This window comes from Pasteurella multocida (genome assembly GCF_900187275.1).
Classification (GTDB): Bacteria; Pseudomonadota; Gammaproteobacteria; order Enterobacterales; family Pasteurellaceae; genus Pasteurella; species Pasteurella multocida.
The window spans coordinates 12,059-38,357 of sequence record NZ_LT906458.1 but is presented as its reverse complement, the minus strand read 5'-3'; the positions used below and the strand labels follow the sequence as shown (position 1 = coordinate 38,357).

At 39.3% G+C, this 26,299-nt stretch carries 23 protein-coding genes and 5 tRNA genes; 11 read left to right on the top strand and 17 right to left on the bottom strand.

Annotated elements, in window-relative coordinates; genetic code table 11:
* Window positions 1-16: 16 nt before the first annotated feature.
* From nlpI to gltX, 4 genes are all read right to left on the bottom strand, one after another.
* Complete coding sequence (nlpI, locus tag CKV69_RS00215) at window positions 17-913, bottom strand: lipoprotein NlpI (protein ID WP_005723318.1); 897 nt, start codon at window positions 911-913, stop codon at window positions 17-19.
* An 83-nt stretch (window positions 914-996) separates the two neighbouring features.
* Window positions 997-3,141, bottom strand: coding sequence for a polyribonucleotide nucleotidyltransferase (pnp, locus tag CKV69_RS00210; RefSeq protein WP_005723319.1), 2,145 nt, complete (start codon window positions 3,139-3,141; stop codon window positions 997-999).
* Window positions 3,142-3,425: 284 nt separating this feature from the next.
* Window positions 3,426-3,501: transfer RNA gene (locus tag CKV69_RS00205), tRNA-Ala, on the bottom strand.
* Window positions 3,502-3,589: 88 nt separating this feature from the next.
* Window positions 3,590-5,032, bottom strand: coding sequence for a glutamate--tRNA ligase (gltX, locus tag CKV69_RS00200; RefSeq protein ID WP_014325699.1), 1,443 nt, complete (start codon window positions 5,030-5,032; stop codon window positions 3,590-3,592).
* A gap of 183 nt (window positions 5,033-5,215) precedes the next feature.
* Here gltX and CKV69_RS00195 point away from each other — a divergent pair.
* The 5 genes from CKV69_RS00195 (at window position 5,216) to CKV69_RS00175 (ending at window position 6,573) form a co-directional block, all read left to right on the top strand.
* Window positions 5,216-5,291, top strand: a tRNA-Val gene (locus CKV69_RS00195).
* A gap of 41 nt (window positions 5,292-5,332) precedes the next feature.
* Window positions 5,333-5,408 (top strand) — tRNA-Val (locus CKV69_RS00190).
* 51 nt (window positions 5,409-5,459) lie between these two features.
* Window positions 5,460-5,535, top strand: a tRNA-Val gene (locus CKV69_RS00185).
* Window positions 5,536-5,598: 63 nt separating this feature from the next.
* Window positions 5,599-5,674, top strand: a tRNA-Val gene (locus CKV69_RS00180).
* Between the two features lie 110 nt (window positions 5,675-5,784).
* Window positions 5,785-6,573, top strand: a complete 789-nt coding sequence (locus tag CKV69_RS00175) for a glycosyltransferase family 32 protein (protein WP_005723324.1) — start codon at window positions 5,785-5,787, stop codon at window positions 6,571-6,573.
* An 85-nt stretch (window positions 6,574-6,658) separates the two neighbouring features.
* Here CKV69_RS00175 and argE read toward each other — a convergent pair whose 3' ends face one another.
* Window positions 6,659-7,807 (bottom strand): acetylornithine deacetylase, encoded by a 1,149-nt coding sequence (gene argE / locus CKV69_RS00170; protein WP_014325698.1) that lies wholly within the window; start codon window positions 7,805-7,807, stop codon window positions 6,659-6,661.
* A 108-nt stretch (window positions 7,808-7,915) separates the two neighbouring features.
* Between argE and argC the strand changes: the two genes are divergently transcribed.
* From argC to argH, 3 genes are read left to right on the top strand one after another with little or no spacing between them, the layout of a single operon-like run.
* Window positions 7,916-8,923, top strand: a complete 1,008-nt coding sequence (argC, locus tag CKV69_RS10735) for an N-acetyl-gamma-glutamyl-phosphate reductase (RefSeq protein WP_016504369.1) — start codon at window positions 7,916-7,918, stop codon at window positions 8,921-8,923.
* Window positions 8,924-9,697: an acetylglutamate kinase gene (argB, locus tag CKV69_RS10730; RefSeq protein ID WP_005754630.1), complete on the top strand. Its 774-nt coding sequence runs from the start codon at window positions 8,924-8,926 to the stop codon at window positions 9,695-9,697. It begins immediately after the preceding gene.
* 15 nt (window positions 9,698-9,712) lie between these two features.
* Complete coding sequence (argH, locus tag CKV69_RS00155; RefSeq protein ID WP_014325696.1) at window positions 9,713-11,086, top strand: argininosuccinate lyase; 1,374 nt, start codon at window positions 9,713-9,715, stop codon at window positions 11,084-11,086.
* A 50-nt stretch (window positions 11,087-11,136) separates the two neighbouring features.
* Here the strand turns inward: argH and CKV69_RS00150 are convergent, their stop codons facing one another.
* From CKV69_RS00150 to arsC, 3 genes are all read right to left on the bottom strand, one after another.
* Window positions 11,137-11,430, bottom strand: coding sequence for a DUF5377 domain-containing protein (locus CKV69_RS00150; protein WP_005751839.1), 294 nt, complete (start codon window positions 11,428-11,430; stop codon window positions 11,137-11,139).
* Between the two features lie 4 nt (window positions 11,431-11,434).
* A complete protein-coding gene (locus tag CKV69_RS00145; protein WP_014325695.1) occupies window positions 11,435-11,716 on the bottom strand; it encodes an alternative ribosome-rescue factor A in 282 nt (93 codons plus the stop codon).
* A 72-nt stretch (window positions 11,717-11,788) separates the two neighbouring features.
* On the bottom strand, window positions 11,789-12,139 hold the full coding sequence (gene arsC, locus CKV69_RS00140) for an arsenate reductase (glutaredoxin) (RefSeq protein ID WP_005717494.1): 351 nt from the start codon (window positions 12,137-12,139) through the stop codon (window positions 11,789-11,791).
* 79 nt (window positions 12,140-12,218) lie between these two features.
* Between arsC and CKV69_RS00135 the strand changes: the two genes are divergently transcribed.
* A complete protein-coding gene (locus tag CKV69_RS00135; RefSeq protein ID WP_005751840.1) occupies window positions 12,219-13,283 on the top strand; it encodes an AI-2E family transporter in 1,065 nt (354 codons plus the stop codon).
* A gap of 58 nt (window positions 13,284-13,341) precedes the next feature.
* On the opposite strand, the gene acrB is transcribed toward CKV69_RS00135, so the two are convergent.
* The 6 genes from acrB to priA all read right to left on the bottom strand — a co-directional run bounded on the left by acrB (window position 13,342) and on the right by priA (window position 21,978).
* Window positions 13,342-16,440 carry a multidrug efflux RND transporter permease subunit AcrB gene (gene acrB, locus CKV69_RS00130; RefSeq protein ID WP_014325694.1) on the bottom strand — a complete coding sequence of 1,033 codons (3,099 nt, stop codon included), beginning with the start codon at window positions 16,438-16,440 and terminating at the stop codon, window positions 13,342-13,344.
* A gap of 9 nt (window positions 16,441-16,449) precedes the next feature.
* A complete protein-coding gene (locus CKV69_RS00125) occupies window positions 16,450-16,893 on the bottom strand; it encodes a GAF domain-containing protein (RefSeq protein ID WP_005751843.1) in 444 nt (147 codons plus the stop codon).
* Between the two features lie 27 nt (window positions 16,894-16,920).
* Entirely contained in the window at window positions 16,921-18,132 is a 1,212-nt protein-coding gene (gene acrA / locus CKV69_RS00120) for a multidrug efflux RND transporter periplasmic adaptor subunit AcrA (RefSeq protein ID WP_005751844.1), read from the bottom strand.
* 29 nt (window positions 18,133-18,161) lie between these two features.
* Complete coding sequence (locus tag CKV69_RS00115; protein ID WP_005751845.1) at window positions 18,162-18,725, bottom strand: TetR/AcrR family transcriptional regulator; 564 nt, start codon at window positions 18,723-18,725, stop codon at window positions 18,162-18,164.
* Window positions 18,726-18,877: 152 nt separating this feature from the next.
* The gene (gene ftsN / locus CKV69_RS00110) at window positions 18,878-19,687 is read right to left on the bottom strand and encodes a cell division protein FtsN (RefSeq protein ID WP_075266248.1); all 810 of its coding nucleotides are present in this window, start codon (window positions 19,685-19,687) and stop codon (window positions 18,878-18,880) included.
* A gap of 77 nt (window positions 19,688-19,764) precedes the next feature.
* The gene (gene priA, locus CKV69_RS00105) at window positions 19,765-21,978 is read right to left on the bottom strand and encodes a primosomal protein N' (protein WP_014325690.1); all 2,214 of its coding nucleotides are present in this window, start codon (window positions 21,976-21,978) and stop codon (window positions 19,765-19,767) included.
* A gap of 155 nt (window positions 21,979-22,133) precedes the next feature.
* Between priA and CKV69_RS10750 the strand changes: the two genes are divergently transcribed.
* On the top strand, window positions 22,134-22,355 hold the full coding sequence (locus CKV69_RS10750; protein ID WP_038641827.1) for a hypothetical protein: 222 nt from the start codon (window positions 22,134-22,136) through the stop codon (window positions 22,353-22,355).
* A 6-nt stretch (window positions 22,356-22,361) separates the two neighbouring features.
* Complete coding sequence (locus CKV69_RS00100) at window positions 22,362-23,312, top strand: glycosyltransferase (protein ID WP_328286108.1); 951 nt, start codon at window positions 22,362-22,364, stop codon at window positions 23,310-23,312.
* Here the strand turns inward: CKV69_RS00100 and CKV69_RS00095 are convergent.
* The 3 genes from CKV69_RS00095 to CKV69_RS00085 are packed head-to-tail and all read right to left on the bottom strand — an operon-like array spanning window position 23,309 to window position 26,105.
* Window positions 23,309-24,217: a glycosyltransferase family 8 protein gene (locus CKV69_RS00095; RefSeq protein ID WP_014325688.1), complete on the bottom strand. Its 909-nt coding sequence runs from the start codon at window positions 24,215-24,217 to the stop codon at window positions 23,309-23,311. The two genes, CKV69_RS00100 and CKV69_RS00095, sit on opposite strands and share 4 nt — an antisense overlap.
* An 8-nt stretch (window positions 24,218-24,225) precedes the next feature.
* On the bottom strand, window positions 24,226-25,239 hold the full coding sequence (locus CKV69_RS00090; protein WP_016504521.1) for a glycosyltransferase family 2 protein: 1,014 nt from the start codon (window positions 25,237-25,239) through the stop codon (window positions 24,226-24,228).
* Between the two features lie 29 nt (window positions 25,240-25,268).
* Window positions 25,269-26,105 (bottom strand): glycosyltransferase family 25 protein, encoded by an 837-nt coding sequence (locus tag CKV69_RS00085; protein WP_223251314.1) that lies wholly within the window; start codon window positions 26,103-26,105, stop codon window positions 25,269-25,271.
* Window positions 26,106-26,299: the final 194 nt, after the last annotated feature.

The window sequence follows — 26,299 nt, the reverse complement described above, 5'->3', positions numbered from 1 at the left end:
GGCATAAAGCATGCCACTATGGTTTTGAACTTTGCTTCAATTTCAAGAGTTCAAACAGCGCAAAACGATACTCAACGAAGTTATACACTTGGTTTGCGATGGCCAGTTTAAATAGCGTTTCCGCCTCATTAATTTGACCCGAATTGAGTTTTAGTTTTGCTAAATAAAAGTAGGTTTCAGTTAGAATTTCTGCATATTTTGCACGATTCGTTTGTGCAAATTGCTGTGCTTGAGCAAATAATGCCTTAACTGATAACTTTCCCAAATAATATTGGACTAAATACGTACCCCAATATTCATCAGAAAGCCCCATTGCTCGTTGAGCAAGATTTTTAGAAGCATCCTGAGGATTATGCTTTAATTCATTTAAATAAAGCCATAAAGTGCGGTATGGATCTGATTTATCGGCTTGATAAAATTGAAGAAAATCCCGCTGAGCTAATTCATAACGTCCGACGTAATAAAAATTTAGCCCTCTATTTAGGAATGCATACTCATATTGAGGATCAAGTTCAAACAACACATTAAAGATATCTAGAGATGCGCTGTAATCTTCCTCTAACAATAAATATAAACCTAAATAATTAAACGCTGCTGCCAACTTTGGATACAACGCTAATGTTTGGTCAAAATCATAACGCGCCAATGCCCACAATCCTAAGCTATCGTACAGCACGCCTCGCTCAAAATGTAAAATCGCACGTTCTTCTTTTTTTAACCCTTTAACAAGTAACAATTCGCTAATTTGCGCAACCATCACCTCATGCTCAAGATGATCATTCGGATGTTGCTCTGCTAACATTAATTTCTCTTTTGAAAGAAAAACTTGTTCATGATTAACACAAGCTGTTAAACAACATACCCAAAATGGGAAAATTAGCAGGCACTTTAACCACGGATGAAATTGCTTCATTTCGCTTCGCCTTAAAGCACAAATTGTACTTATCAACATGCACACCAACGCCCTTTATCACGAAGGGCGTTGGTGTTTATTGCTTATGCGTTTTCTTCTGCGGCAACGTCTGCGACAACAGAATCAACGTGTTCTTGCTTTGGTGCAACTTCTTTCATGGTTAAACGAATACGACCTTGACGATCAATCTCAACCACTTTAACAGTCACTTCTTGCCCCACTGCAAGATAATCACTCACTTTCTCAACACGCTCTTCCGCGATTTGAGAAATATGCACTAAGCCTTCTTTGTTACCTACGATAGAAACGAAGGCACCAAAATCAGCTAAACGAGTAACTTTACCTTTATACACTGCACCCGCTTCAACTTCTGCAGTAATATCTTCAATACGCGCCATCACCTCTTTTGCTGAATTGCCATCAACCGCAGCAATCTTCACCGTACCATCATCATCGATATCAATTGAGGTACCTGTTTCTTCTGTTAAGGCACGAATGGTTGCACCACCTTTACCGATCACATCTTTGATTTTCTTCGGATCAATTTTCATAGTGTAAATACGCGGTGCAAAATCAGAAATATCCGCACGTGGCGCTGGGATCGCTTGCTCCATCACACCTAAAATGTGTAAACGTGCGCTTTTCGCTTGGTTTAACGCAATTTGCATGATTTCTGCTGTGATACCTTCGATTTTGATATCCATTTGTAATGCCGTCACACCCGTACGTGTACCCGCGACTTTGAAGTCCATGTCACCTAAGTGATCTTCATCACCTAAGATGTCTGAAAGCACCACAAATTTTTCGTCTTCTTTGACTAAGCCCATTGCAATACCTGCAACCGCCGCTTTAATTGGTACACCCGCATCCATTAATGCTAAAGACGCACCACAAACCGATGCCATAGAAGAAGAACCATTTGATTCTGTGATTTCAGAGACAACACGTACCACATACGGGAACTCGGCAAGTGTTGGCATCACTGCAGCTACACCGCGTTTCGCTAAACGACCATGACCAATTTCACGACGTTTTGGTGAACCAATCATACCGGTTTCACCCACAGAATATGGCGGGAAGTTGTAGTGGAATAAGAAGTGATCTGAACGCTCACCTGTTAATTCATCAATAATTTGTGCATCACGTTCTGTACCTAATGTCGCGACAGCTAACGCCTGTGTTTCACCACGGGTGAAAATCGCAGAACCGTGTGTACGTGGTAAAACACCAGTACAAATATCTAATGCACGAACAGTATCCACTGTACGACCATCAATACGTGGTTCACCAGCAATGATACGGCTACGTACGATTTGGCTTTCAAGTGCGGTGAAAATATCGACAATTTTCCCTTCACTGATGTCTTCGCCTTCTGCTACTTCAGCTGTGATTTGTGCAATCACATCAGCTTTAATCGCATCAATTTGTTCATAACGTGCTTGTTTTTCAGTGATACGGTATGCTTCGCCTAAACGCGCTTCTGCAATCGCTTTCACTTTTTCAATTAACGCGGTATTTGGTTCAGGTGCCACCCAATCCCAACGCGGTTTACCGGCTTCTGCGGTAAATTCTTTGATCGCGTCAATCACCACTTGTTGTTGCTGATGACCAAACACCACCGCAGCTAACATTTGTTCTTCGGTTAATACATCGGCTTCAGATTCCACCATTAACACCGCTTTATCTGTTCCCGCGACAACCAAGTCTAAACGGCTTTGTTTTTGCTCGTTCATGGTTGGGTTTAACACAAATTGATCATCAATAAAACCAACACGTGCCGCACCGATAGGGCCATTAAATGGCACACCTGATAAAGAAAGTGCCGCAGATGCACCGATCATTGCCACTAAATCTGGACAAATTTGCGGATTAACAGACACCACTGTCGCCACGATTTGGATTTCGTTATAAAAACCTTCTGGGAAAAGAGGACGAATTGGACGGTCAATTAAACGAGCAATTAAAGTTTCGCCTTCAGAAGGACGACCTTCACGTTTGAAAAAGCCACCAGGAATACGGCCTGCAGCATAAGTACGCTCTTGATAGTTAACAGTTAATGGGAAGAAGTCTTGACCTTCTTTCACATCTTTTTTGGCAACCACTGTGACAAACACAGTAGTATCATCCATACTTGCCATCACTGCTGCCGTTGCTTGGCGTGCAATTGCACCCGTTTCTAGCGTAACAGTATGTTGACCATATTTAAATTGTTTAACAATTGGATTCACGAGAATGTTCCTTTTAAAATGGCTAATGAAATCAACAATTTCATTAACTTGTGAATAAAAAAATGGCTCTATTTTCCAATTGCGACTAGCAAAAATAATCTCACTTTCCAACCGCACTTTTGCTTTTCAGTACTGTTCGTAAAATCACTTTTGATAGCCGCACGCGTTAATACAGAAAATAAAGCTCGGCTATTATACAGGCTTTAGTGCAGGATTGGTAATTTATTTTCAGACTAAACAAAGAATAAGCTTTAAAAGACGAATTAAAGACTTAGAAGATGATTTGGTGGAGATAATCGGGATCGAACCGACGACCTCTTGCATGCCATGCAAGCGCTCTCCCAACTGAGCTATATCCCCACATCAGAAATGTCGTGGCGGTAATAATAAATTCCGCCACACAAACTGTCAACCTCAAATTGCTGATATTTAAACAGAAGCCTAAATATTAGACATTTTGACTTTTAATAAAATCAATCGCTTTTTGAATACGCACAAGCGTACGTGCCTTGCCAATGCCCACTAGAGTTACATCCATAGAAGGTGATTGACCAGAACCAGTTACCGCAACACGTAATGGCATCCCAACTTTGCCCATCCCCAATTCTAATTCAGCGGCAGTCTGTTCAATGGCTTGATGCGTACTGTGTAAATCCCAGCTTTCAAGTGCGGTCAATTTTTCTTTGATTTTCTCAAGTGGTTCAATCGCAGCTGCTTTGAAATGTTTTTTCACTGCGGCTTCATCAAAGCTGTCGAAATCTTCGAAGAAATAACGGCTTGCGGCAGCCATTTCTTTGAGTGTCTTACAACGTTCAGCCAACATTTTTACGATGTCTTCTAATGCAGGTCCATTGGAGGTATCAATGCCTTGATCCTGATAGTGCCATGCTAAATGTTTAGCCACATATTCTGCTGGCAATTCACGTATATAGTGATGATTTAACCACAATAATTTTTCCGTATTAAACGCACTGGCTGATTTACTCACACTTTCAAGCTCAAATAACTTGATCATTTCTTCTACGGAGAAAATCTCTTGATCGCCATGTCCCCAACCTAAACGCACCAAATAATTTAATAACGCTTCAGGCAAGTAACCATCATCACGATATTGCATCACGCTCACCGCGCCATGACGTTTGGATAATTTTTGTCCATCATCACCTAAAATCATCGACACATGGGCGTAAGTTGGAATGGGTGCGCCTAAGGCTTTTAAAATATTAATTTGACGTGGCGTATTATTGATATGGTCTTCACCGCGCACCACATGCGTGATGCCCATATCCCAGTCATCCACCACCACACAGAAATTATAAGTTGGTGAGCCATCGGTACGGCGAATAATCAAATCATCTAACTCTGCGTTACTGATCTCAATACGTCCACGCACTGCATCTTCAAACACCACGGAGCCTTCCGTTGGATTTTTGAAACGCACCACATGCGGTTGTTCTGGTGAGTGCTTATGATCACCTAAACAATGACGATCATAGCGGGTTTTTTGTTTATTCTGTTCTTGCGTGTTGCGTAAATCTTCTAAACGTTCTTTTGAACAATAACAACGGTAGGCTAACCCTTGTTCGATCATTTGATCAATCACTTGGTTATAACGATCAAAACGCTTGGTTTGAAAATATGGACCATATTCCCAAGCTAAATTTAACCACGCCATTCCTTCTAAAATGGCGGCAGTCGCTTCTGGTGTTGAGCGCTCTAAGTCGGTATCTTCAATACGTAAAACAAATTCGCCTTGGTGATGTTTTGCATAGAGCCAAGAATAAAGTGCCGTTCTAGCGCCCCCTACATGTAAATAGCCTGTTGGACTTGGCGCAAAACGGGTGCGCACTTTCACACCAGGATCTAAATCAAATAATGCTTCTGCTTTCATCTTATAACCTTTTCTCTTACCTTAAATTACATCAAAAAATTTGTGCCATATTGTACTATGAGTTTCCATATTTCCGAATAAAAAATGTGATTTTATGCCTACTTTTAAAACAATTAACGCTTTTTTTGTAAAAACTTGTTGACTGAATAGAAGTAATAATTATAATGCCACCTCACAACATTTGGGCGATTAGCTCAGTTGGGAGAGCACCTCCCTTACAAGGAGGGGGTCACTGGTTCGAGACCGGTATCGCCCACCACTTTTCAACAAAGTGTCCAATGTTGTGATTGAATTTTATGCGGGCGATTAGCTCAGTTGGGAGAGCACCTCCCTTACAAGGAGGGGGTCACTGGTTCGAGACCGGTATCGCCCACCACTTTTATGTGTTCCAATCCATAAAATTCACCCAATATTTTAAGTCTCAAGTGGGCGATTAGCTCAGTTGGGAGAGCACCTCCCTTACAAGGAGGGGGTCACTGGTTCGAGACCGGTATCGCCCACCACTTAGACTTGAAATAACGCTTCATAACTTTGCCATTTTTCCTGTTAAAAAGACAAAATCTGAAGGGCGATTAGCTCAGTTGGGAGAGCACCTCCCTTACAAGGAGGGGGTCACTGGTTCGAGACCGGTATCGCCCACCACTTCTTCTCTAAAAATCTTTTTTCATTTCATACAAGCCTTTTGTTCTTTCTTACATAAAATGATAAAGTATCCCAAATTTCCCTCTATTTAAAGAAAACGGACTTTTGTCATGTATAAACCTGTTAAAAATAAACACCTCATTCTGATAACCAATGGTATGACTCGCCTACTCGGGAATATCGTTAAAACTTTAAGTTATCCTTTTCATGCATTATTTCCTAAAATGCGTTTCACCATTCCCGAATTTAGTCCTGCTAAACGCCAATCCCATAAAAAAACCAAAATTAATCGTGTAATTTGGCAAACCAATTACAGTAATAAAGTGACATTACCCGTTTACTGTAACTATCTCTTTAACCGTTTATTATCGTTAAGTTACGATTATCGCTATGTCAGTACGGAAGCCCGTGCAGACTACATCAAAACCCATGCAGATGAACGTACTTTTAACGCTTATAGCAAGCTGACCGATGGGGCGGCACAAGCGGATTTCTGGCGTATATTCACTCTCTATCATGAAGGTGGTATCTATATGGATATTGATGGACACTTAGTGTGGTGCCTTGACAGCATTATTGATGAAGAGGATAGCGAAGTGGTCATTTCTCGCCGAGGTCGTTATACCAACTTCTTTTTAGCCAGTGCCAAAGGCAATCCTTTCTTAAAAGATACGCTTGAAATCATTATTAGCAACATTGAACAAAAACGGATTGAGGGCGGTGTATTTTGCTTAACAGGTCCCGAAACGCTGATCAAAGCACTAGAAAATAAAGAGGTGAATTCCCGTCTAGATAAGCTCACCTGTTCACAAGGCACCTTTACCAACGAATATTTCCAATATATAGATAAAAAACGCGGTAAATGGATTCATGCGAAAAATGAAGATTTATTAAAATAACTACTCAAAATACGCATCCAAAGTGCGGTCTGTTTGAGAAAACTTTTTTAAAACAGACCGCACTTTTTCGATCTTGATCTAGCATTTAGCCTGTACAAAACTGCCCAATCAGTTTGCTCAATAACTCGCGAGTTGGATCAATAAATTCAGCAGATAAAAATTCATCTGGTTGATGTGCCTGCTCAATGGATCCCGGACCTAATACCAAGGTCGGACAAAGCTGTTGAATAAAAGGCGCCTCCGTACAATAGTTCACCGTCTCACATTGCTCACCTAATAATTTTTCCACCACCTGCACCACTTGTGCCGAATGCGCACATTCATAGCCTGGAATAGGGTCATGCAAAGCTTGTAACGAAATGCGATCCCCCCATTTTTCAAACATCGGGGCTAATTTTGCTTGTAACATTTCATTCAGATCCGTTAAACGTAAATTCGGCAAAGGGCGAATATCAAAATGCAATTCACAGCAAGCACAAATACGATTCACCGCATCTCCCCCTGAAATAGCGCCAAAATTCATCGTTGGATAAGGGATATTAAATGCAGCATGATGATATTTCTGGCGTAATTCATCCCGCATTTGCATTAAATAACCCGTTGCCTCGTGCATTAATTCAATCGCATTAATCCCCTTGCTAGGATCGCTCGAATGTCCACTTTTTCCTGTAATTCGTAACGCTTCACCTACATGCCCTTTATGCGCACGAATAGGCTTTAATGATGTTGGCTCACCGATAATCGCACAATCAGGACGAATATGGCTATGTTGAATAAAAGTTCTTGCTCCTAACATGGTAGTTTCTTCATCCGCCGTCGCCAAAATGCGCAAGGGTTTTGTCAATCTCGTTAAATCCAACTGGCTTACCGCATCAATGACAAAAGCAAAAAACCCTTTCATATCTGCCGTGCCTAAACCATAAAACTTACCGTCTTTTTCAGTAAGTTTAAACGGATCAAACTGCCAACGCCCCTCATCAAAAGGCACAGTATCTGTATGTCCCGCTAAGAGTAAACCGCCTTCCCCTTCACCATAAGTCGCTAATAAATTAAATTTATCACGACTCCCCTCTAGAGGAATAACCTCTGTTTTAAAACCAAGGGAACTCAGCCAATTCGCTAATAATTCAATTAAGGTGCGGTTAGATTGATCAAAATGTGGATCAATACTACTCATCGTTGGTGAAGCGATCAGTGCGGAATACATTTGCAAAAAAGAAGGAATTTTTTTCATCGTTTTTCCCTTGATAAATAGAAAGACATTGCCTTTTAAATATTTATGCATAATAATAGCATAATTAGTCATTTAAAAAATTTATCTTATTATAAGGCACAACACAATATGCAAAAAGCGATTATCATTGGTGCAAGTGGTTATACGGGGGCTGAACTTGCCCGTATTTTAATCAAACACCCCAAGTTTGAGCTCACCGGACTGTACGTCTCTCGCCAAAGCCAAGATGCCAATAAATGCATGAGTGAAATTTATCCACAACTCAAGCATCTTGTGGATTTACCTTTACAGCCACTCCCAGAGCAATTAAGTCCCCTCGCACAACAAGTCGATCTCGTGTTCCTCGCCACAGCCCATGAAGTCAGTCATGATCTTGCACCTGTTTTTTTACAACATCAATGCAAAGTCTTTGACTTATCTGGCGCATTTCGTGTGAATAATGCGGCATTTTATCGCACGTTTTATGGTTTTGAGCATCAACATCCTGAATTGCTCACACAAGCGGTGTATGGTTTAGCGGAATGGAATGCACATCAAATTAAACAAACGGATTTAGTGGCCGTCGCGGGTTGTTATCCAACCGTCTCTCAATTAAGCCTTAAACCCTTAATTGCACACAATTTATTAGATTTAACCCAATTACCCGTGATTAATGCCGTCAGCGGAGTTAGTGGTGCCGGTCGCAAAGCAACCTTAACAAGCAGTTTCTGTGAAGTCAGTTTAAATGCTTACGGTGTGTTTAATCACCGTCATCAACCCGAAATCGCGACCCATTTGGGGACAGAGGTCATTTTCATACCACACTTAGGTAACTTTAAACGCGGTATTTTAGCGACAATCACAGCAAAACTAAAAACCGGCGTGAGTGACGAACAGATTCGTGTAGCTTATCAACACGCCTATGCTGACAAACCATTAGTCCGTGTTTATGAACAAGGTTTACCAAGTATCAAAGCCGTCGAATTTACTCCTTATTGTGATATTGGTTTTGCAACTCAAAATGGTCATATCATTATCATCGGCGCAGAAGACAACTTATTAAAAGGGGCGGCAGCCCAGGCAGTACAATGTGCTAACATTCGTTATGGTTTGACTGAAACATTAGGATTACTTTAAATGAAACCTTTAGTGATTAAATTAGGTGGTGTCTTACTTGATACACCTGCAGCAATGGAAAATTTATTTACGGCGTTAGCAAATTACCAACAAAACTTTGATCGCCCGTTGGTCATTGTGCACGGTGGTGGCTGTATTGTTGATGAGTTGATGCAACGTTTACATTTGCCAGTACAAAAGAAAAATGGTTTGCGTGTCACGCCAAGTGATCACATTGAGATTATTACGGGTGCGTTAGCCGGCATTGCCAATAAAACTTTAGTTGCACAAGCCGCCAAATTTCATTTAAATCCCGTCGGACTATGTTTGGCAGACGGGAATTTAACCTATGCAACGCAATTAGATCCAGAACTTGGACATGTGGCGACTGTGGTTCCTAAAAATCCCGCATTATTAAACAATTTGCTTGGTGAGGCATTCTTGCCTATTATTAGCTCAATTGCGGTCGATAAACAGGGCTTATTAATGAATGTGAATGCAGATCAAGCTGCCACAGCTATCGCCGCGCTCATCCAAGCCGATTTAGTCATGTTATCTGACGTCGATGGCGTATTGGATGCCAACAAACAGCGCTTACCAGAATTAAATGGTGCGCAAATTGAACAATTAATTAAAGACAACGTCATTACCGATGGTATGGTTGTCAAGGTGAATGCCGCATTAGACGCTGCTAAAATGTTAAATCAGGGCGTCGATATCGCCAATTGGAAATATCCAGAAAAACTCACCGCACTTTTTGCAGGTGAAATCATTGGCACAAGAATTAAACCATAAAAATAAGAGGATGTTATGGCACTTTGGGGTGGACGTTTTACACAAGCCGCAGATAAGCGTTTTAAAGATTTTAATGACTCATTACGTTTCGATTATCGTCTCGCAGAACAAGATATTGAAGGTTCCATTGGCTGGTCAAAAGCTTTAGTCAGCGTTGGAGTATTGACCGTGCAGGAGCAACAACAGTTAGAAAGTGCACTGAATACTCTCTTAATTGAAGTGCGATCAAATCCACAAGCGATTTTGCAAGATGATGCGGAAGATATTCACAGCTGGGTCGAAAGTAAATTAATCGATAAAGTCGGGAATTTAGGTAAAAAATTACACACGGGACGTAGCCGTAATGATCAGGTTGCACTGGACATTAAGATGTGGTGTAAACAACGTGTGATTGAACTGCAATCCTCGCTTCACACCTTACAATGCAAACTTGTCGAAACAGCCGAAAATAACCAACGTGCGGTGATGCCGGGTTATACACACTTACAACGAGCTCAGCCGATTACTTTTGCCCATTGGTGCATGGCTTATGTGGAAATGCTTGATCGTGATTATTCCCGTTTAACCGATGCTTACCAACGCATGAATAGCTGCCCACTCGGCAGTGGTGCCCTCGCTGGCACCGCTTACGCGATTGATCGTGAACAGTTAGCCCTCGATCTCGGCTTTGACGTTGCTACACGCAACAGTTTAGACAGTGTGTCAGACCGCGATCATATCGTCGAACTGCTTTCTACTGCCTCACTAAGCATGGCACATCTTTCACGTTTTGCGGAAGATATGATCATTTTTAACAGTGGTGAATCTAACTTCGTAGAACTTTCCGATCGCGTGACTTCTGGTTCTTCCTTGATGCCACAGAAAAAAAACCCCGATGCTTGTGAATTAATTCGAGGTAAAGCAGGTCGTGTAATGGGTGCCTTAACAGGCATGCTGATGACCTTAAAAGGTTTACCCCTTGCCTATAATAAAGATATGCAAGAAGACAAAGAAGGGATTTTTGATGCCCTAGATACTTGGCAAGACTGTATCGACATGGCGGCTCTTGTGTTAGACGGCATTCAAGTCAATGTAGAACGTACCAAAGAAGCCGCTTTAAAAGGTTATTCCAATGCCACTGAACTGGCCGACTATTTGGTCGCCAAAGGCGTACCATTCCGTGACTCTCACCATATTGTGGGCGAAACCGTTGTTTATGCCATCCAACAGCACAAAGCGCTTGAAGCACTCAGCGTTGCTGAATTTAAACAATTTAGTGATGTTGTCGAAGAAGATGTGTATCAGATCCTATCTCTGCAATCTTGTTTAGATAAACGCTGTGCCAAAGGTGGCGTATCACCACTTCGTGTTGCAGAAGCCATCGCTGAAGCGAAAGCAAGGCTCAGTTAAGCTGAGTAACAAAAAACGCAATCGTAAGATTGCGTTTTTTTATACTGTATTTAGGCTTTAACACCCAAATTCCCAATTTTAATCCCTAAAAATCCCATGCTAACAGGGTCAAGGTAATCACCAAGGAATTTGAAAAGCTCACTTAAATCAGTAAAAGTGCGGTGAATTTTAACTTGTTCTTCGACCTTTCTTGTAAATTCATAAGAAATATTCGAACCATCAATATGGGCGACTAAGGTAATATAAATAGTTTCAAAGAAATGGCTATGTGCCCCTTCTTCGCCCGGATCGCTGATTCTAACATTCCAATTATTACTAAAAAGGACTTCCGTTTGCACAGTCATAAATTTACCTCGCTGAGTTTAAATGAGTTGCATTGTTGTAAAATATCGTTAAGAAAAACCCGATTATAAAATCTTTCAAATCAAAAATCTTATAATCGGGCTTTTCAAAATATTTCCCTACATGCTTGGCTTTGCGTTGATAACTGCCTTTTCCTTTCCTTTTTTTCTCAATACGTTGACGAAACAACGGATCATGTAATAATGCACAAATTGCATTATCGCGAATGACACCACGACTGTGCTGATAAGGCTGTGCACTGAGTGACTGTTTTTGCTTTTTAGCCATATTTTTCCTCATAAGTTGTGATAAAAAATTGCCCATTTGTGTGAAACAAACGGGCGTCATTATAAAACGAAATTACAGAATCTCAAGTACAGATTCTGGTGGACGACCAATTTTTGCTTTGTCACCATGAATGACGATTGGACGCTCCAACAAACTACTATGTGCAACCAATGCTTCCAACAATTGTTGTTCGCTGACTTCCGGCTTATCTAAGCCTAAATCACGATAGAGTTCATCTTTTGTGCGCATCATCTCTCGGAAACTGGTTACTCCTAATTTTTGCGCAATTTGCTGTAACTGTGAGGCAGAGAATTGTTGTTCTAAATAAAGTTCAATTTTCGGTTGACCGTATTTCGCTTCGAGTAAGGCTAGCGTTTCACGGCTCTTAGAACAACGTGGGTTATGATATATAGTCACGCACATAGAATTTCCTCGCTTAATGATATGATCTTATTAGATTTTACCTTATAATCGCTCAAAATGCCTAAATTAAGGATATCTTATGATCGAAATGTTGAAAAACTGGTATAACAACCGTTTTAGTGATCCACAAGCCATGGGGTTGTTTGCCATCTTACTCTTTGGTTTTATATCCATTTATTTTTTTAGTCACCTCATTGCGCCACTCCTCATCGCTATTGTATTAGCTTATTTATTGGAATGGCCAATTCGCGTTCTCACAGAAAAACTCAAGTTTCCACGCCTACTCTCAACTGCCATTATTTTTGGTGGTTTTTTAGGGTTGATCCTCGTTATCGTATTGGTCTTCATTCCAACGTTATGGACTCAAACCTTGAATTTAGTGACTGATTTGCCACATATGTTTAATAAACTCAATGAGTGGTTACTTTCTCTACCTGAACATTATCCCGAGCTAGTGGATTACCAAACCATTGATTCTGTATTAAGTACTGTCCGCTCCAAAATTCTTGGCTTTGGTGAATCCGCCCTCAAATTCTCCCTGACCTCGTTATTAAGCCTGGTCACCCTAGGGATTTATGCGTTTTTAGTGCCTTTAATGGTGTTCTTTTTATTAAAAGATAAAACAGAATTAATCGCCAGTGTAAGCCGTTTCCTTCCGCGTAACCGCACGCTTGCATCGAGCGTTTGGAAAGAAATGCAACAACAAATTGCGAATTATATTCGCGGTAAATTATTCGAAATCATCATTGTCACCGCCGTGACTTACGCGATTTTCGTCTTCTTTAACTTAAATTATTCGTTATTGTTAGCTGTTGCGGTAGGGCTATCCGTACTCGTGCCTTATATTGGTGCCGTCCTTGTCACGATTCCTATTGCCCTCGTTGCCGTCGCGCAATTTGGCATCACTCCTACTTTTTGGTATATCATTACTGCCTACGTCATCAGCCAAATTTTAGATGGTAACTTATTAGTCCCATTCCTTTTTTCTGAAGCCGTCAATTTGCACCCTCTAACCATTATTATTGCAGTATTAATTTTTGGTGGATTATGGGGCTTTTGGGGCGTTTTCTTCGCTATTCCATTAGCCACTTTAGTCAAAGCTGTGGTGAATGCATGGCCATCAACCGAACAAGATACACGTTAATTCTGTTTTTCACGCAAAAAAATACCGCACTTTTGTGCGGTATTTTTTTATGTTGAAATTAATGTGCGCTATTATCCGTTAACGGTTTTATACTTTCATCAAATTCCGGTAGTGGTTTATGTTCCGTTGCAATATAGCTATAAATCACAGGTAACACAAACAGAGTAAATAATGTCCCAATCGCTAAACCTGATACAATCACAATCCCAATACTAAAGCGCGACACTGCACCTGCGCCCGAAGCATACAAGAGCGGGATAAGACCTGCAATCATTGCAGCGGTCGTCATAAGAATCGGGCGTAAACGCACTTTCGCTGCTTCAGTAATCGCTTCAATACGATTTTTACCATGCTGTAATTGCTCTTCTTTTGCCACTTCACACATCAAAATCCCGTGCTTAGTAATTAAACCTACTAGCGTGATTAAACCAACCTGTGAGTAAATATTCAGACTGGTTCCAGGAATACGGAAGAAGCCTAAGAAATTCAGCATTAATAGCGCCCCACTCACGGCAAGTGGCACCGAAATCATAATGACTAACGGATCACGAATTGACTCAAATTGAATCGCTAAGACCAAGAAGATAATCACCACAGCAAGTACGAAAGTAACAGCTAATGCATTGCCTTCTTGGACTAACTGACGCGCTTCACCAGTAAAGTCATAATTATAGCCTTGCGGTAAATACTCTTTCGCTGCCATTTTTAACCACGCAATCGCCTCACCTGTACTTTTGGTTGGGAGAGGAACTGCACTAATGACCGCTGAATTAAGCTGGCTAAAACGAGGTAAAGAAGTTGGCTGTGATTCTAACGTCATGGTTAAGAAACTGCTTAATGGTACTGATTTCCCGTTACTTGCCGTCACATAATAGTTGTTTAAACTTTCTGGTGACAAACGTTCACCCCGTTTAACTTGCATGATGATTCGATAAGCACGTCCATCAATATCAACTCGTTCAATCGTGGCGGCAGACAAGAAACTCCCTAATGTGGCACTGATTTGTTGCATTGTGACACCATAGGTACCTGCTTTTTCTTTATCGACTTTAATCCGCATCTGCGCCGTATCAAATTTTAAATCCAACGCGGTATAAACAAAGTGACCGGATTTTTTCATTTCTTGTAGGAAGTTTTCTGCCACATTGGCTAAATCTTCATAGCCACTCGCAGTACTGATCACAAAACCAATTGGTGGACCTTGCTCTCCCGTGTTGATTTCTGGGAAGTTAAATCCCGTCAACGCCACTTCTGGAATATGCGCCGATTTTTTATTTAACTCCGCTAAGATTTCCGCTTGGCTACGGGTACGTTCTTTCCAATCTTTTAATGTCACCACACTAAAGGATTGGTTACTCCCCATTGCCCCTGAAATCACCATGGAAAAATCCACTTCCGGTGTGTCTTTCAAAATCTGTTCATACTCATGCATTGCTTCTTGTACATAATCCACATTGACATTGGACGGTGCACGACCAATCACCATGAATGCCCCTTTATCTTCTGCTGGGGTTAACTCACTCGCTAACCCATTAAACAAGAAAGGCAGCGTAGCAAAAATAACCGCTGCAAAAGCCAGCATACAACGACGGCTTGCCATCACCAGATTTAAAGCATAGTTATAGCCCTGATTAATGGTGGTGAGCATTTTTTCGATGCATTGTTCCAACTTACTTGGGTCAGTATGCGGTTTAAGCAACTTACTGCTCATCATCGGTGAAAGGGTTAACGCCACGATCCCAGAAATAAATACCGCACCAGCCAAGGTTAAGGCGAACTCTTTAAACAAAGAACCTGTAATGCCATCCATTAATGCCATTGGCGAGTAAACTGCCATGAGGGCAATGGTCATCGAAATCACGGGCACGGCGATTTCACGTGTACCAATAATGGCAGCACGGAAAGGTGTTTCGCCTAATTTAATGTGACGATCCACGTTCTCAAGCACCACGATGGCGTCATCCACAACAAGTCCGATCGCCAAAATTAAGGCAAGTAAAGTCATTAAATTAATGGAGAAATCAAACGCCTGTAACAGCATGATTACGCCGATCAAAGAAATCGGAATCGTAATCACCGGAATGAGAATTGCACGCAATGAACCAATAAATAATGTGATCACCACTAAAACAATGATTGTCGCCTCTAAAATGGTTTTGATCACTTCATCAATTGAGCTATTAATTGCTATCGTGGTGTCATAAAGAATTTCTGCCTGCATGCTATCTGGCAAATTTTGCTTAATTTGCTCATACAATGGACGCACATTTTCTGCTACAACGAGTGGGTTGGCTGAAGAGGTTGGATTGATTGCTAACACCACAGATTCAAAACCATTAGCAACCGCTCTTGAGCTATCACTCGATTTATTTAATTCTACGTCAGCGATATCACGTAAACGCACTAACTTATCGCCTTGTGAGGAAATAATCAGATTCCCCAGCTCTTCCACTGATTTGGTGGTTGTCTCCACTTTATTTTTATAGGTGACATAAAAACCATTGTCATTCCCCGCCGCCGTTTGCACATTATTCGAAGATAACGCATTTCTGACTGCCATCGCGGATAAATTCTGTGCGGCCATTTTGGCAGGATCTAACCAAATCCGTAGCGCATAATCCGATGCCCCAAAGATTTGTACTTCCGCCACCCCTTCAACCGTAAAGAATTGTGGTTTAATCACACGTTCAATGTAGTCTGTTACCTGACTGGCATCCAGTTTAGTGGAGCTAAACTGAATGTACATCATCCCCGTTCCCCCCGTCGAAGACGTAATGACCGGATCATCAATCCCACGTGGTAATTGCGAACGTACAGAGTTCACTTTCGCTAACACGTCTGCTAAAGCCCCGTTCGGTTCGGTATTTAGCTTCATTTTAATTGTAATTAACGAGTTATTTGGGCTACTTTTTGAAGATAAGTAATCAATGTTATCGGCTTGTGCAACAGCTTCTTCTAGTTTTGAAGTAATAAACGCTTGGATAAGACTTGCATCTGCCCCTGGGTACACCGTAGAAACATTAATCACCGTTGTAGTCATTTTGGGATATTCGCGCACCGCTAACTTCGCAATCGCTTGTAATCCTAAAATAATAATCAGCAAGCTAATAGAAACCGCTAAAACAGGGCGTCGAATAAAAATATCGGTAAATCGCATGGTAATTTCCTATTCCTTAATACAGATAAGTGCCGCACAGTTTTCTAAAAAGGCTACATCTTCTGCGGAAAAACGGGCTAAACGAGGTGAGTCGACATCCAATTCAGCAATCATCTCTCCCCCTTGAAAAATCGGTACTACAACTTCTGATTGTGATGCGCTATCACAAGCAATATGCCCCGCAAATTGATGTACATCATCTACGACGGTCGTTGTGCCCGTTTGCCAAGTATAACCACATACTCCTTTACCAAAGCCAATATCAGAACAGGCAACTTTACCTTGGAAGGGACCGACTTTGAGTACCCCGTCTTTGACAAGATAAAATCCGACCCAGTTTAATTCCGGCATGTGCTGATACAAAAAAGCAGACGTATTTGCCATTCTTGAAATGATATAGGTTTCAGGTTCTAGAATTTGTTCAAGTTGTTTTAATAATAAGGCGTAGTTCATCAAATTTTTCCTCTTTGGAACCGCACTTTATAGGTTATTTTTTACAGCAGGTTGCATGGTTCCCACCCCGGCTTTATCAGCGACGAGTACTAAACTGCCATTACTTAAATTTTGTTGTCCACCGGTTACAATTTTATCACCGGGTTTAATTTCTTCCCCTTTTAACTGGGCATAAATCCCTTGGCGATCTTGGGTAAATACAGTGACTTGTTTAACCCGATAGGCATTGTCAATTTTTTCGCGGTCGAAATCCTGTCGTGCGACTAATGTTTCACGCTCTTCTGCAGAAAGTTCGCTAAGAATATAAGCAATTTCCCCATACATGTTGTAATTAATCGCGACTTGTGGCACAACGACTTGATCATATTTTGTCGGCAAAGCAACCCGTAAGCGAGTAAACATACCAGAAAGGAGTTTACGTCCATCTTCTGGTTCAAAGGTGGCTTGTACATCAATTAACCCTGTTGTTGCGCTGATCGCAGGTTCAATGGCAGTAATCTTTGCCGCAAAGGTTTCACCACTACGCGCATCGGCAGTCGCTGTCACTTTTTGTCCAACATGTAAGTGTTCCAATTCCGTTTGTGAAAGGGCGAAATCAATTTTCATACTACTGGTGTCTTCAACACGCACAATTTCCATTCCTGGATTGACATATTGCCCGACGTTGACTTTCACAATACCGGTTTGTCCATCAAAAGGCGCCAAAATCTGACGACGTGCAATGCCCGCTTTTAAAGCAGCGATATTTGACTCTAATGCTTCATAGGCAGATTTTGCATTATCAAGTTCTTGTTGCGACACGCTCTTGGTTTTATACAAACTTAAATAACGTTGGTATGTAGCCTTCACAGATAAAAGTTGAGCTTGGGATGCTTTCAGATTCGCTAGTTCTACTGAACTGTCTAATACCACTAACACCTCGCCTTTCTTCACGTGCTGTCCAGATTGAACTAAGACTTGCTGTACAGTACCTGATGTTTGTGCACTTAACATCGCACCCTGATTAGGACGCACAATGCCAGTAGTTTCAATCACGGGTGTCCATTGCTGAGGCTGAATAGTCATTGCAGTTACGGGATAAATTTTTTCCCCAGCACCCGCAATAAATTTTTCAATCATTTTGCCTTTGATCACATTAAAAATAATGACCCCAGCAAAAAGTAAGACAATAACGCCGAGAATGATTTTCATGGCAATCGAATGAGATCGTTTTGGTTGATTTGCTTGAGTCACACTCATACAAAAACTCCGTAAAATTAAAAGATAAATTATTTTTGAATAGCACACCATGTCCGTTGAATCACAGATTCCAGCAACTCAACAGAGAACGTTTCTTTAAAATAAATTTGTTTCCAAGCAATTTTTATTGCACTTTCTAGTCCAAGTGCAAAAAGAATATTGGTGGGTAAATCACATACCTCACCGGCTTGCTGTGCTCTTTCGCAAAACAATGTCCAGTGGCTACGATCCCACGATTTAATCACCTTATCAAACCCAGGTAGGGATTGATATTGGTGCATATTTAACAAAATATTTGGGTTTTCCAACAAAAAATGCCAAATGTTCCACCACATTTGGCGGTATTGTTCAAAGAATGGCTGACGGTCGTCATGATTCTTTTCTAATGCACGCTGAAAACGTGCGAATACTTGCTGAGCAAATTGTTCTAGCAGTTCCTCTTTACACTTAAAATAAATATAAATGGTCCCTGGTGAAATTTTGGCAGCCTTTGCAATTTTATGCATAGAAAGATTATGTAACCCTTCTTTCGCCATCAGGTGATCGATTGCTATAAAAATATGCTCAGTCATGTCTATATCAGATTGACGCATAATAAGTTCACTAAATGAATGAAATAAAAAGTCAGAAACAGATCTGTATTTCTGAAATGAACGATCGTTCATTTTAAGACTTTTTAATATTTAAGCAAGTGTAAAAACAAAAAAACGTGGGATTCTCCCACGTTTTTTTACATACACCACATTTACATACCAATCACCACACACTGTGCGATTGCTTTCGCTTTTTCTTGAGCTTTCAAGGTTGAGGCGCGATCACCTACCGGTCCGATTACTACTCGATTCCATTCTTGATTAGAATTGACCCTTGCATTGAGCCCTAACATTGCTAAACGCGCTTGCAAGTTTTCTGCTTGCGTTTTGTTTTTAAATGCACCACATTGTAAGCCATATTTTTTCTCACTCGGTGTCGCATTGATAACCTCGACTTTTTTAGGCGGTTCCACTTTAACCACCTCTTTCACCGGCTCTCCCTTTTTCACTTCAATCACAGCAGGTGTAGTCTGTGGTTTATTGACTGCCTTAGCTTGCCCATTTTGGGTTTCGTTTGTTTTTATCAGCGTTGCGCTATTGTCTTTTTTACTCTCTTCTTTTTTACTCTCTTCTATTTTACGCTGTTCTTCTTGTTGTTTTAAACGCGCCTGTTCTGTTGCTTTTTGTTCTTGTTCCATCGCCAATAAAATTTTTCGTTGTTCTTCTGTCAAACGCATATTCTTATCTAAGATTTTTGGATCATCTGTAACAGGTACAGTACGCGTTTCTAATGCTTGAATATAACTCCAAACTTCTTCTGGACGATTTGGTAGTACACTTTTCGTTGATTGATTTTCACTTTTAGGAAACGCCACAATTTCCTTTGGCGTTTTCTCTTTCATCAACATCAACACAGATAGGAAAACGGCAATGATTACCCCAACTAACAGTAATAATACCATTTTGCTTGTTCCTTTCTTTTTCTTTCTACTGCCACGACCGGCATAATTTCGTCTTGCCACGCTAAAACCTATTCCTAAAAACATTCATAAAAATTGGCACAATTCTACTGAAAAATCCCTTATAACTCAAACACAAGCTAATTTAAATCAATAGGATCCACATCTAATACACAACGTACTGAACCGAATTTAATCGTTGATGTTGCTTGAAATGCCGATAAGGCATGGTGTAACTGGGCTCTGGAAGGATGTTGTAGCAATAATTGCCAACGATATTGACCAGCTTTTTTACTGAAAGGTGCCGCAATCGGTCCTAAAATTTGTATCGCACACTGCGAGCTTTGATTCCAAGTGTAAAAATACTCAGCAACTTGCTGCAAGACTTGCTCGGCGTCTTCTGAATGCCGGCTTTGTGCTTTAAACAATGCTTGTGCACTAAACGGTGGCAAGCCCATTTTTTGTCGTAATTGTAACGCGTACTCTGCAAAATCTGCATAACCTTGCTGCAACAAACGCTGTAATAATGGATGATCTGGGTAATGGGTTTGTAGCACCACTTCCCCTTGTTTCTCCACACGACCTGCACGACCTGCCACTTGTACATAAAGTTGTGCCAAGCGCTCTTCTGCACGAAAATCTAAAGAGAATAAGGCACTATCCACGTTCACTAACGCCACCAACGTCACATTAGGAAAATGGTGTCCTTTTGCGAGCATTTGTGTACCAATCAGAATCTGACTTTTCCCCTGTTGAATATCGGTGAGATAATCCTCTAATTTGCCTTTTCGTGCCGTACTATCACGATCAATACGCGTAATTTGATATTGTGGAAAACGACTTGCTAAAGTTTGCTCTAATTGCTCAGTTCCTAACCCAGTGGTGATCAAATGTGTGGACCCACAATGCCCACACTGCCGCGGAATCGGTTTTTGTGCCGCACAGTGATGACAGCGTAAAGCACGCTGATGTTGATGATAAGTATAAGGTTTCTCACAATGTTGGCATTCGGCAATCCACCCACATTCATGGCATAACATCACAGGAGCAAAACCACGCCGATTTAAAAAAAGTAACACTTGGTTACCTTTTTGTAGGTGCTTTTCCATTCGCTGTAACAACGCTTCAGATAAGCCATTACGCACAACTTGTTGCTTTAAGTCGATCACAGAATGACGTAGTAATGCAGCATTACCCGCTCTGTTTGATAAAATAATATGGCGATACTTGCCATTATGAACATTATTTAGACTTTCTAAACTCGGTGTCGCTGACCCCATTAACACTGGAATATTTAACTGTTTCGCCAATACAACCGACAAGTCACGAGCATGATAACGGAAATTATCTTGTTGTTTGAAAGAGGCATCATGCTCTTCATCAATAACAATCAATCCTAAATCAGCAAATTGCGTAAATAATGCGGATCTTGTGCCGATGACAACCGCACTTTGTCCAGTTCTTGCACGCTGCCATACTGCCAAACGTTGGGTATCATTTAGATTAGAATGCAATACATCAATCACCACCTGAAAACGAGCGGCAAAACGTTGTACTGTTTGTGGTGTTAAGCCAATTTCAGGCACAAGCACTAATATTTGTTTGCCTTTTTTCAACACCTCTTCAATCAGTTGCAAATAAATCTCGGTTTTTCCTGACCCTGTTACACCATCGAGTAACCACACCGCAAATCCTTGATGAAACACTAATTGACTGAAAGCTAATGCTTGTTGCTTATTTAGCCGCAATCGATTTTCGTCATTCACCATCGGTTTATCGGTGAAATCGGTCTGCCATGCGTGTAACTGCGGTTGAACCTCAACGTCTTCTACGTAATCTTTTTGTTTAAGAGTTGAGAAAATCGCGCTATTAAACGGATTATTGCCTTTTTCTAGTGGGGTTTGAGATAACGCAATGAGAACCTCAAGCTGTTTTTTTGCCCGCTTAAACTCCCCGCTGTCAGTGTGTTGTGCCAATGCTTGCAGACCACATTCGGTCAATTGCCAAAAAATTTTCGCTTTTTCAACCGCACTTTCCCCCTGTCTAAGTTTGACAGGCAACGCTTGAAATAACACTTCACCCAATGCAGTTTGATAATAGCCAGCAGCCCAATGCAATAACTGCCACATATCTTGATTAAACACGCTTTGAGTATCCAACACCTCAATTACTGACTTTAATTGCGCCGTTTCAACCTCTGTTTCCACAGGCAATGCCACCACAATCCCAACACGCTGTTGCCTACCAAAAGGCACAACGACACGTCCCCCAATCACAGCATCAAGCTCGGGAGGTAAAAGATAATCAAAAAAACGATATAACGGCACTGCCAGTGCCACACGGATGAGTTGCATGTTTTTTACTCTGCCAATAATTCACACAGAACCTGTATGCATTTCATTCAAATTGAATAATTTTTGTTATATTATATGCCATAGAGTAATTCTTCTCATAACAAATCTTCAATAAAAAACCTGTTGATTACAAAAAAGGAATGAAAAAGTTCAAAATGAATATTCTATTTGTACATAAAAGCCTTGTCGTCGGAGGCGCTGAAAGAATTCTAATTAACTATTTAAATATTCTATCTGGATTTAATGAATTCAAAGTTACATTACTTTTACTAGAAAATAAAGGTGAAGATAACAAAAACATCAATCAAATCAATAAAAATATTAATATAGATTTTATTCTAGACAATAGTGAGTCAAGAAAATATACTGAATTTTAAAATAAAATAAATCAGCGCAGCATCTTCAGAAAAATATATAAATACAAACTATCAAAAATTAATAAGATAGAAGAAAATAGAATAAAAAAATACATTAAAAACAAGGAATTTGATTTAATTGTTAATTTTAACTCACACCTTGATTTCTTCTTATCAAACAATCAAATTAACATCCCGATAATTCGTTGGATACACGGTCAAGCTCATTTAGATGACTGGTGCAACAGAAGAGAATGGTACCAAAACATTCTTCCTAAACACACTTATTTCTTTGCAATTACAAAAGAAATGCAAAAAAATGCTCAAAAAATCTTACTATCTTACGGGATCCAAGAAGAAAGAATACATATCTTATACAATCCTATTGATATTAATTTTATCCAGGAACAATCAATCAAAAATACCCATGACATTCATCATAAACAATACTTAATTAACGTTTCTCGTTTAGATATAGATAAGAATCATGAACAAATGATTAATATTTATTATCAATTAAAAAAACGAGGTATCCAAGAAAAATTATATATTGTTTGGGATGGTGAGTGTCGAGAAAAATTAGAGAAACAAATAGAATCACTCAATCTACAAGAAGATTGTTTTCTTTTAGGAAATAAAGATAATCCGTATCCATTAATAAAAAATGCTAAGCTATTTTTACACACCTCTTTGAAAGAGGGGTTACCGACAGTTATCCTAGAAAGCATGGCTTGCGGTACACCTGTAATATCCATGGACTGCCCTACCGGTCCGAAAGAAATTCTCCGAGGAGGAGAATTTGGAGGATTAGTAAATTTAGGTGACGAAAATGCTTTTATACAAAAAACACTCTCTTTCCTTCAAAATCAAGATGAATACAACCATTATTGTAATAAATTAGAACAAGCTATTTCTCCTTTTCGCTTTGAAGAAATCAGCACTATACTCTTATCTCATTTGCAAAAATTCAATAGTTAATAGACTTGATATTTGAATTTATATCTAATCCTTCTAATCAAGGCCTTGAGATAAGTTTTTATAGATAATACGCGTTCTTTATCCGTGCCTCTCGTTATTTCTGCTAATATTTTCTGATAGAAATATACATTAAAATGTTTACAATCCGCATGCCACGCTTTTTCTGGACCACAATAATGTGAAATAACGACAGGCATCGTTGTTTTTTCTAAAGAATGTAAGTTGCTCAATTTTCCTTTATGGTATTGTTTTATTCTTTCAAGTTGATTTGGCATGAAATTAAATCTGCAATCTAAATAACAGACTTTATTCCTAAAAAGGATATTCAATATATCTTGATCCTGATAAATCATTTGATTAGGATACATAGCTAACAGGTCTAAAGCTCTTGAGAATACATCCATCTTCCGCCATTCATCTAAATTAAATAGCATTACTCCTGCATTAAAATAATATTCCTTATCTGACATTGAAATCGATTTTTTATGCTCAGACTTTTCATTTTCGATGAAAGAATCATAACAGGCTGCGGTAAGAAAATTATTAACATCAACATTCCATAACATTTCTAATGAGTTAAAAACCAAAACATCAACATCTAAATAAATAATTTTATTTAAATTATCCGGCAAATACTCTGCCGCTTTTAGCCTTGCATATGTTGCTAAAGAAATATAACTAATTTGAACAGGAAAACTCTCAAATTCTTTCTCATTCACAGCAATAAAGTTGACTTCACTTCCATAAGAAGAAACAATATCATTAATATTTCTCTTATTTTCATCCTTTATACCCAAATCAAAAATATAAAATGAAATACCTTTTTCATTATGATTTATAATGCTTTTAATCGCAACCACCAGATGTTTAGCATAAACATCATCAGAAACAAATAAAATATTCATATATCATCTCACAATACAGACTCATATTTATAAGGACGGATAATTCTTTTGATAATCTTTATTTTCTGTTTTCTATTGAAATATGAATTGTTTTTATCTCTCAAAAAATAAAGAATATTTATTAATTTATTATCCACTAATGATAAATAACAATCATACAGTATTCTTTTAATAATACAATTATCTAAAAGTGATAAGCTAGCCAGTTCTGCCTGAATCGTTTTAATATCATGGAAAAATATATCTTCACCTAGCCTATGAATAATACCCAAATCTTGCAAATAATAATTGATCGCTCTTTTTCTAATTTTCTTTGCCATGAGATTTTGATATTTATTATGTAAAGAAGAAGTTTGTGTATTGTGTAGACGATAATAAACTAAAGATTCAGGATAATTTGCCAATTCTCCCAAACGGCTCACTTCTAACCAAAATTGGTAATCTTCAGTATGTTGATAAGCAGGATCAAAGCGTAATCCATGCTCTCTAAAGACAGTACTTTTTACAATCATCGAGTTATTATGAATAGGATTACGGAATAACATTGCCTCAACAATCTCTCTATGACTTAAAGGATTTCTCCACTCGTCACCATGTTCATAATAATTAGCTAAATTACTCCCATTCCCATCTTCTGACAAAATAGTTAGATACGATCCCATTGCAATAATTTGGGGATGAGACAACATATATCCTAAAATTTTTTCAATCCATTCAGGTTTCGTAATATCATCAGCATCTGTTCGCGCTAAATAATCACCATTGATAGAGGAAATCCCTATATTTAGCGAAACAATGAAACCCTTATTTTCTTCATTATTAATAATTTTAATTCTAGGATCTTTTTCAGCAAAATAATGAAGCTTTGACAAAGTAGTGTCTGTTGAACCATCATTCACAACAACTATTTCTAGATTTTTATATGTTTGATTTAAAATCGCGTCAATACACTCTTCTATGTATTTATCTGCATTATAAGCACAGATTAATACTGAAACTAATGGTTGATCCAAATAGCTCATAACGACATCCCTCAAATAAAAAGATATTTTTATTCAAATTTCACAATACATTTCAATTTCATTTTTGCATTTTTTTCTGCTCGCTCTTTTCTCTTTTTTAGCATTCTCTGTGGCTTAGTAAATATATGATATACTTTTTCTCTCCAAGTTTTCTTGTTTCTAGCCTTTTCAGCTAATCGATAATTTTTTCGCTCAGATTCTAACTGACTGTCCAATAGAGATTCATTTTCGTTCAATTGTAACTCTTGGATACAAAGTGCAGGCGAGAGTTGATAAACCATCAATTCTTCACCTGCAAGAAAACGATTAAAAATCAAATGATCGATAGGAAAGATATTATTACTTTCCATATTTTTGAATATCTCTAATAAATATTTAGCTGCACCCAAAGAAATGATATAGCCAGCAGTTCCCAAGTGTTCATCTTTCAAGGCCAGAAAATCTCTTCCACAATATGACACTGGATTAGGAAGCGCTTCACATATTGTTTCTTGCAAAAATGTTTCTAAACGAATAATAAAAATATCATCGCAGTTAAAACGAGAAAATAGCCATTCATCTTCAGCTAAAAACGCCCTTGCATCTCTTCCTAAAAGGATGTCATCTTCAAAAATAGCGATATAAGGTAAATTATCTTGAATACATTTATGCCACAATGCTACATGACTGATTAGACAGCCTTTTTCACCACCAGTCAGCGATGTTCCATTCAGATTTGGAACCAATCTTTGAATAAGGAAATCTAATTGAGAAGAAGGACTAACTGCATCAAAAAATTGAAACGGTACATGATGCTTAGAGAACTCATTCATTACGTGTTGTCTACGCTCTCTGGCTGATGAAAGGCTAATTACATAGTTAGTCATAGGCATTACAAATTAATTAAAGGGATAAAACTCAAATAAATTGTTTGAAATATAGCACTTTCATTTTTTACTGTCCATTCCAATAGTCCTACACTTGCAAGACTGTCCCTTTTTTTGTACAATCTGCACCCTTACATACAAACTGCCATTTATGGCGTAATATTAATTACACGCGGTGTCAGTCCTTGAACTTG

Excerpts from the sequence above, each read along its gene's own strand:
- nlpI (WP_005723318.1), bottom strand. The coding sequence starts at position 913 with ATGAAGCAATTTCATCCGTGGTTAAAGTGCCTGCTAATTTTCCCATTT.
- gltX (WP_014325699.1), bottom strand. The coding sequence starts at position 5,032 with ATGAAAGCAGAAGCATTATTTGATTTAGATCCTGGTGTGAAAGTGCGC.
- CKV69_RS00145 (WP_014325695.1), bottom strand. The coding sequence starts at position 11,716 with ATGGCTAAAAAGCAAAAACAGTCACTCAGTGCACAGCCTTATCAGCAC.
- CKV69_RS10750 (WP_038641827.1), top strand. The coding sequence starts at position 22,134 with ATGAATATTCTATTTGTACATAAAAGCCTTGTCGTCGGAGGCGCTGAA.
- CKV69_RS00085 (WP_223251314.1), bottom strand. The coding sequence starts at position 26,105 with ATGACTAACTATGTAATTAGCCTTTCATCAGCCAGAGAGCGTAGACAA.
- argE (WP_014325698.1), bottom strand. The coding sequence starts at position 7,807 with ATGAAAAAAATTCCTTCTTTTTTGCAAATGTATTCCGCACTGATCGCT.
- acrB (WP_014325694.1), bottom strand. The coding sequence starts at position 16,440 with ATGCGATTTACCGATATTTTTATTCGACGCCCTGTTTTAGCGGTTTCT.
- CKV69_RS00115 (WP_005751845.1), bottom strand. The coding sequence starts at position 18,725 with ATGCGTCAATCTGATATAGACATGACTGAGCATATTTTTATAGCAATC.
- arsC (WP_005717494.1), bottom strand. The coding sequence starts at position 12,139 with ATGTGCGTGACTATATATCATAACCCACGTTGTTCTAAGAGCCGTGAA.
- CKV69_RS00090 (WP_016504521.1), bottom strand. The coding sequence starts at position 25,239 with ATGAGCTATTTGGATCAACCATTAGTTTCAGTATTAATCTGTGCTTAT.
- CKV69_RS00135 (WP_005751840.1), top strand. The coding sequence starts at position 12,219 with ATGATCGAAATGTTGAAAAACTGGTATAACAACCGTTTTAGTGATCCA.
- acrA (WP_005751844.1), bottom strand. The coding sequence starts at position 18,132 with ATGAGTGTGACTCAAGCAAATCAACCAAAACGATCTCATTCGATTGCC.
- CKV69_RS00150 (WP_005751839.1), bottom strand. The coding sequence starts at position 11,430 with ATGACTGTGCAAACGGAAGTCCTTTTTAGTAATAATTGGAATGTTAGA.
- priA (WP_014325690.1), bottom strand. The coding sequence starts at position 21,978 with ATGCAACTCATCCGTGTGGCACTGGCAGTGCCGTTATATCGTTTTTTT.
- argC (WP_016504369.1), top strand. The coding sequence starts at position 7,916 with ATGCAAAAAGCGATTATCATTGGTGCAAGTGGTTATACGGGGGCTGAA.
- CKV69_RS00175 (WP_005723324.1), top strand. The coding sequence starts at position 5,785 with ATGTATAAACCTGTTAAAAATAAACACCTCATTCTGATAACCAATGGT.
- argB (WP_005754630.1), top strand. The coding sequence starts at position 8,924 with ATGAAACCTTTAGTGATTAAATTAGGTGGTGTCTTACTTGATACACCT.
- argH (WP_014325696.1), top strand. The coding sequence starts at position 9,713 with ATGGCACTTTGGGGTGGACGTTTTACACAAGCCGCAGATAAGCGTTTT.
- CKV69_RS00095 (WP_014325688.1), bottom strand. The coding sequence starts at position 24,217 with ATGAATATTTTATTTGTTTCTGATGATGTTTATGCTAAACATCTGGTG.
- CKV69_RS00125 (WP_005751843.1), bottom strand. The coding sequence starts at position 16,893 with ATGAACTACGCCTTATTATTAAAACAACTTGAACAAATTCTAGAACCT.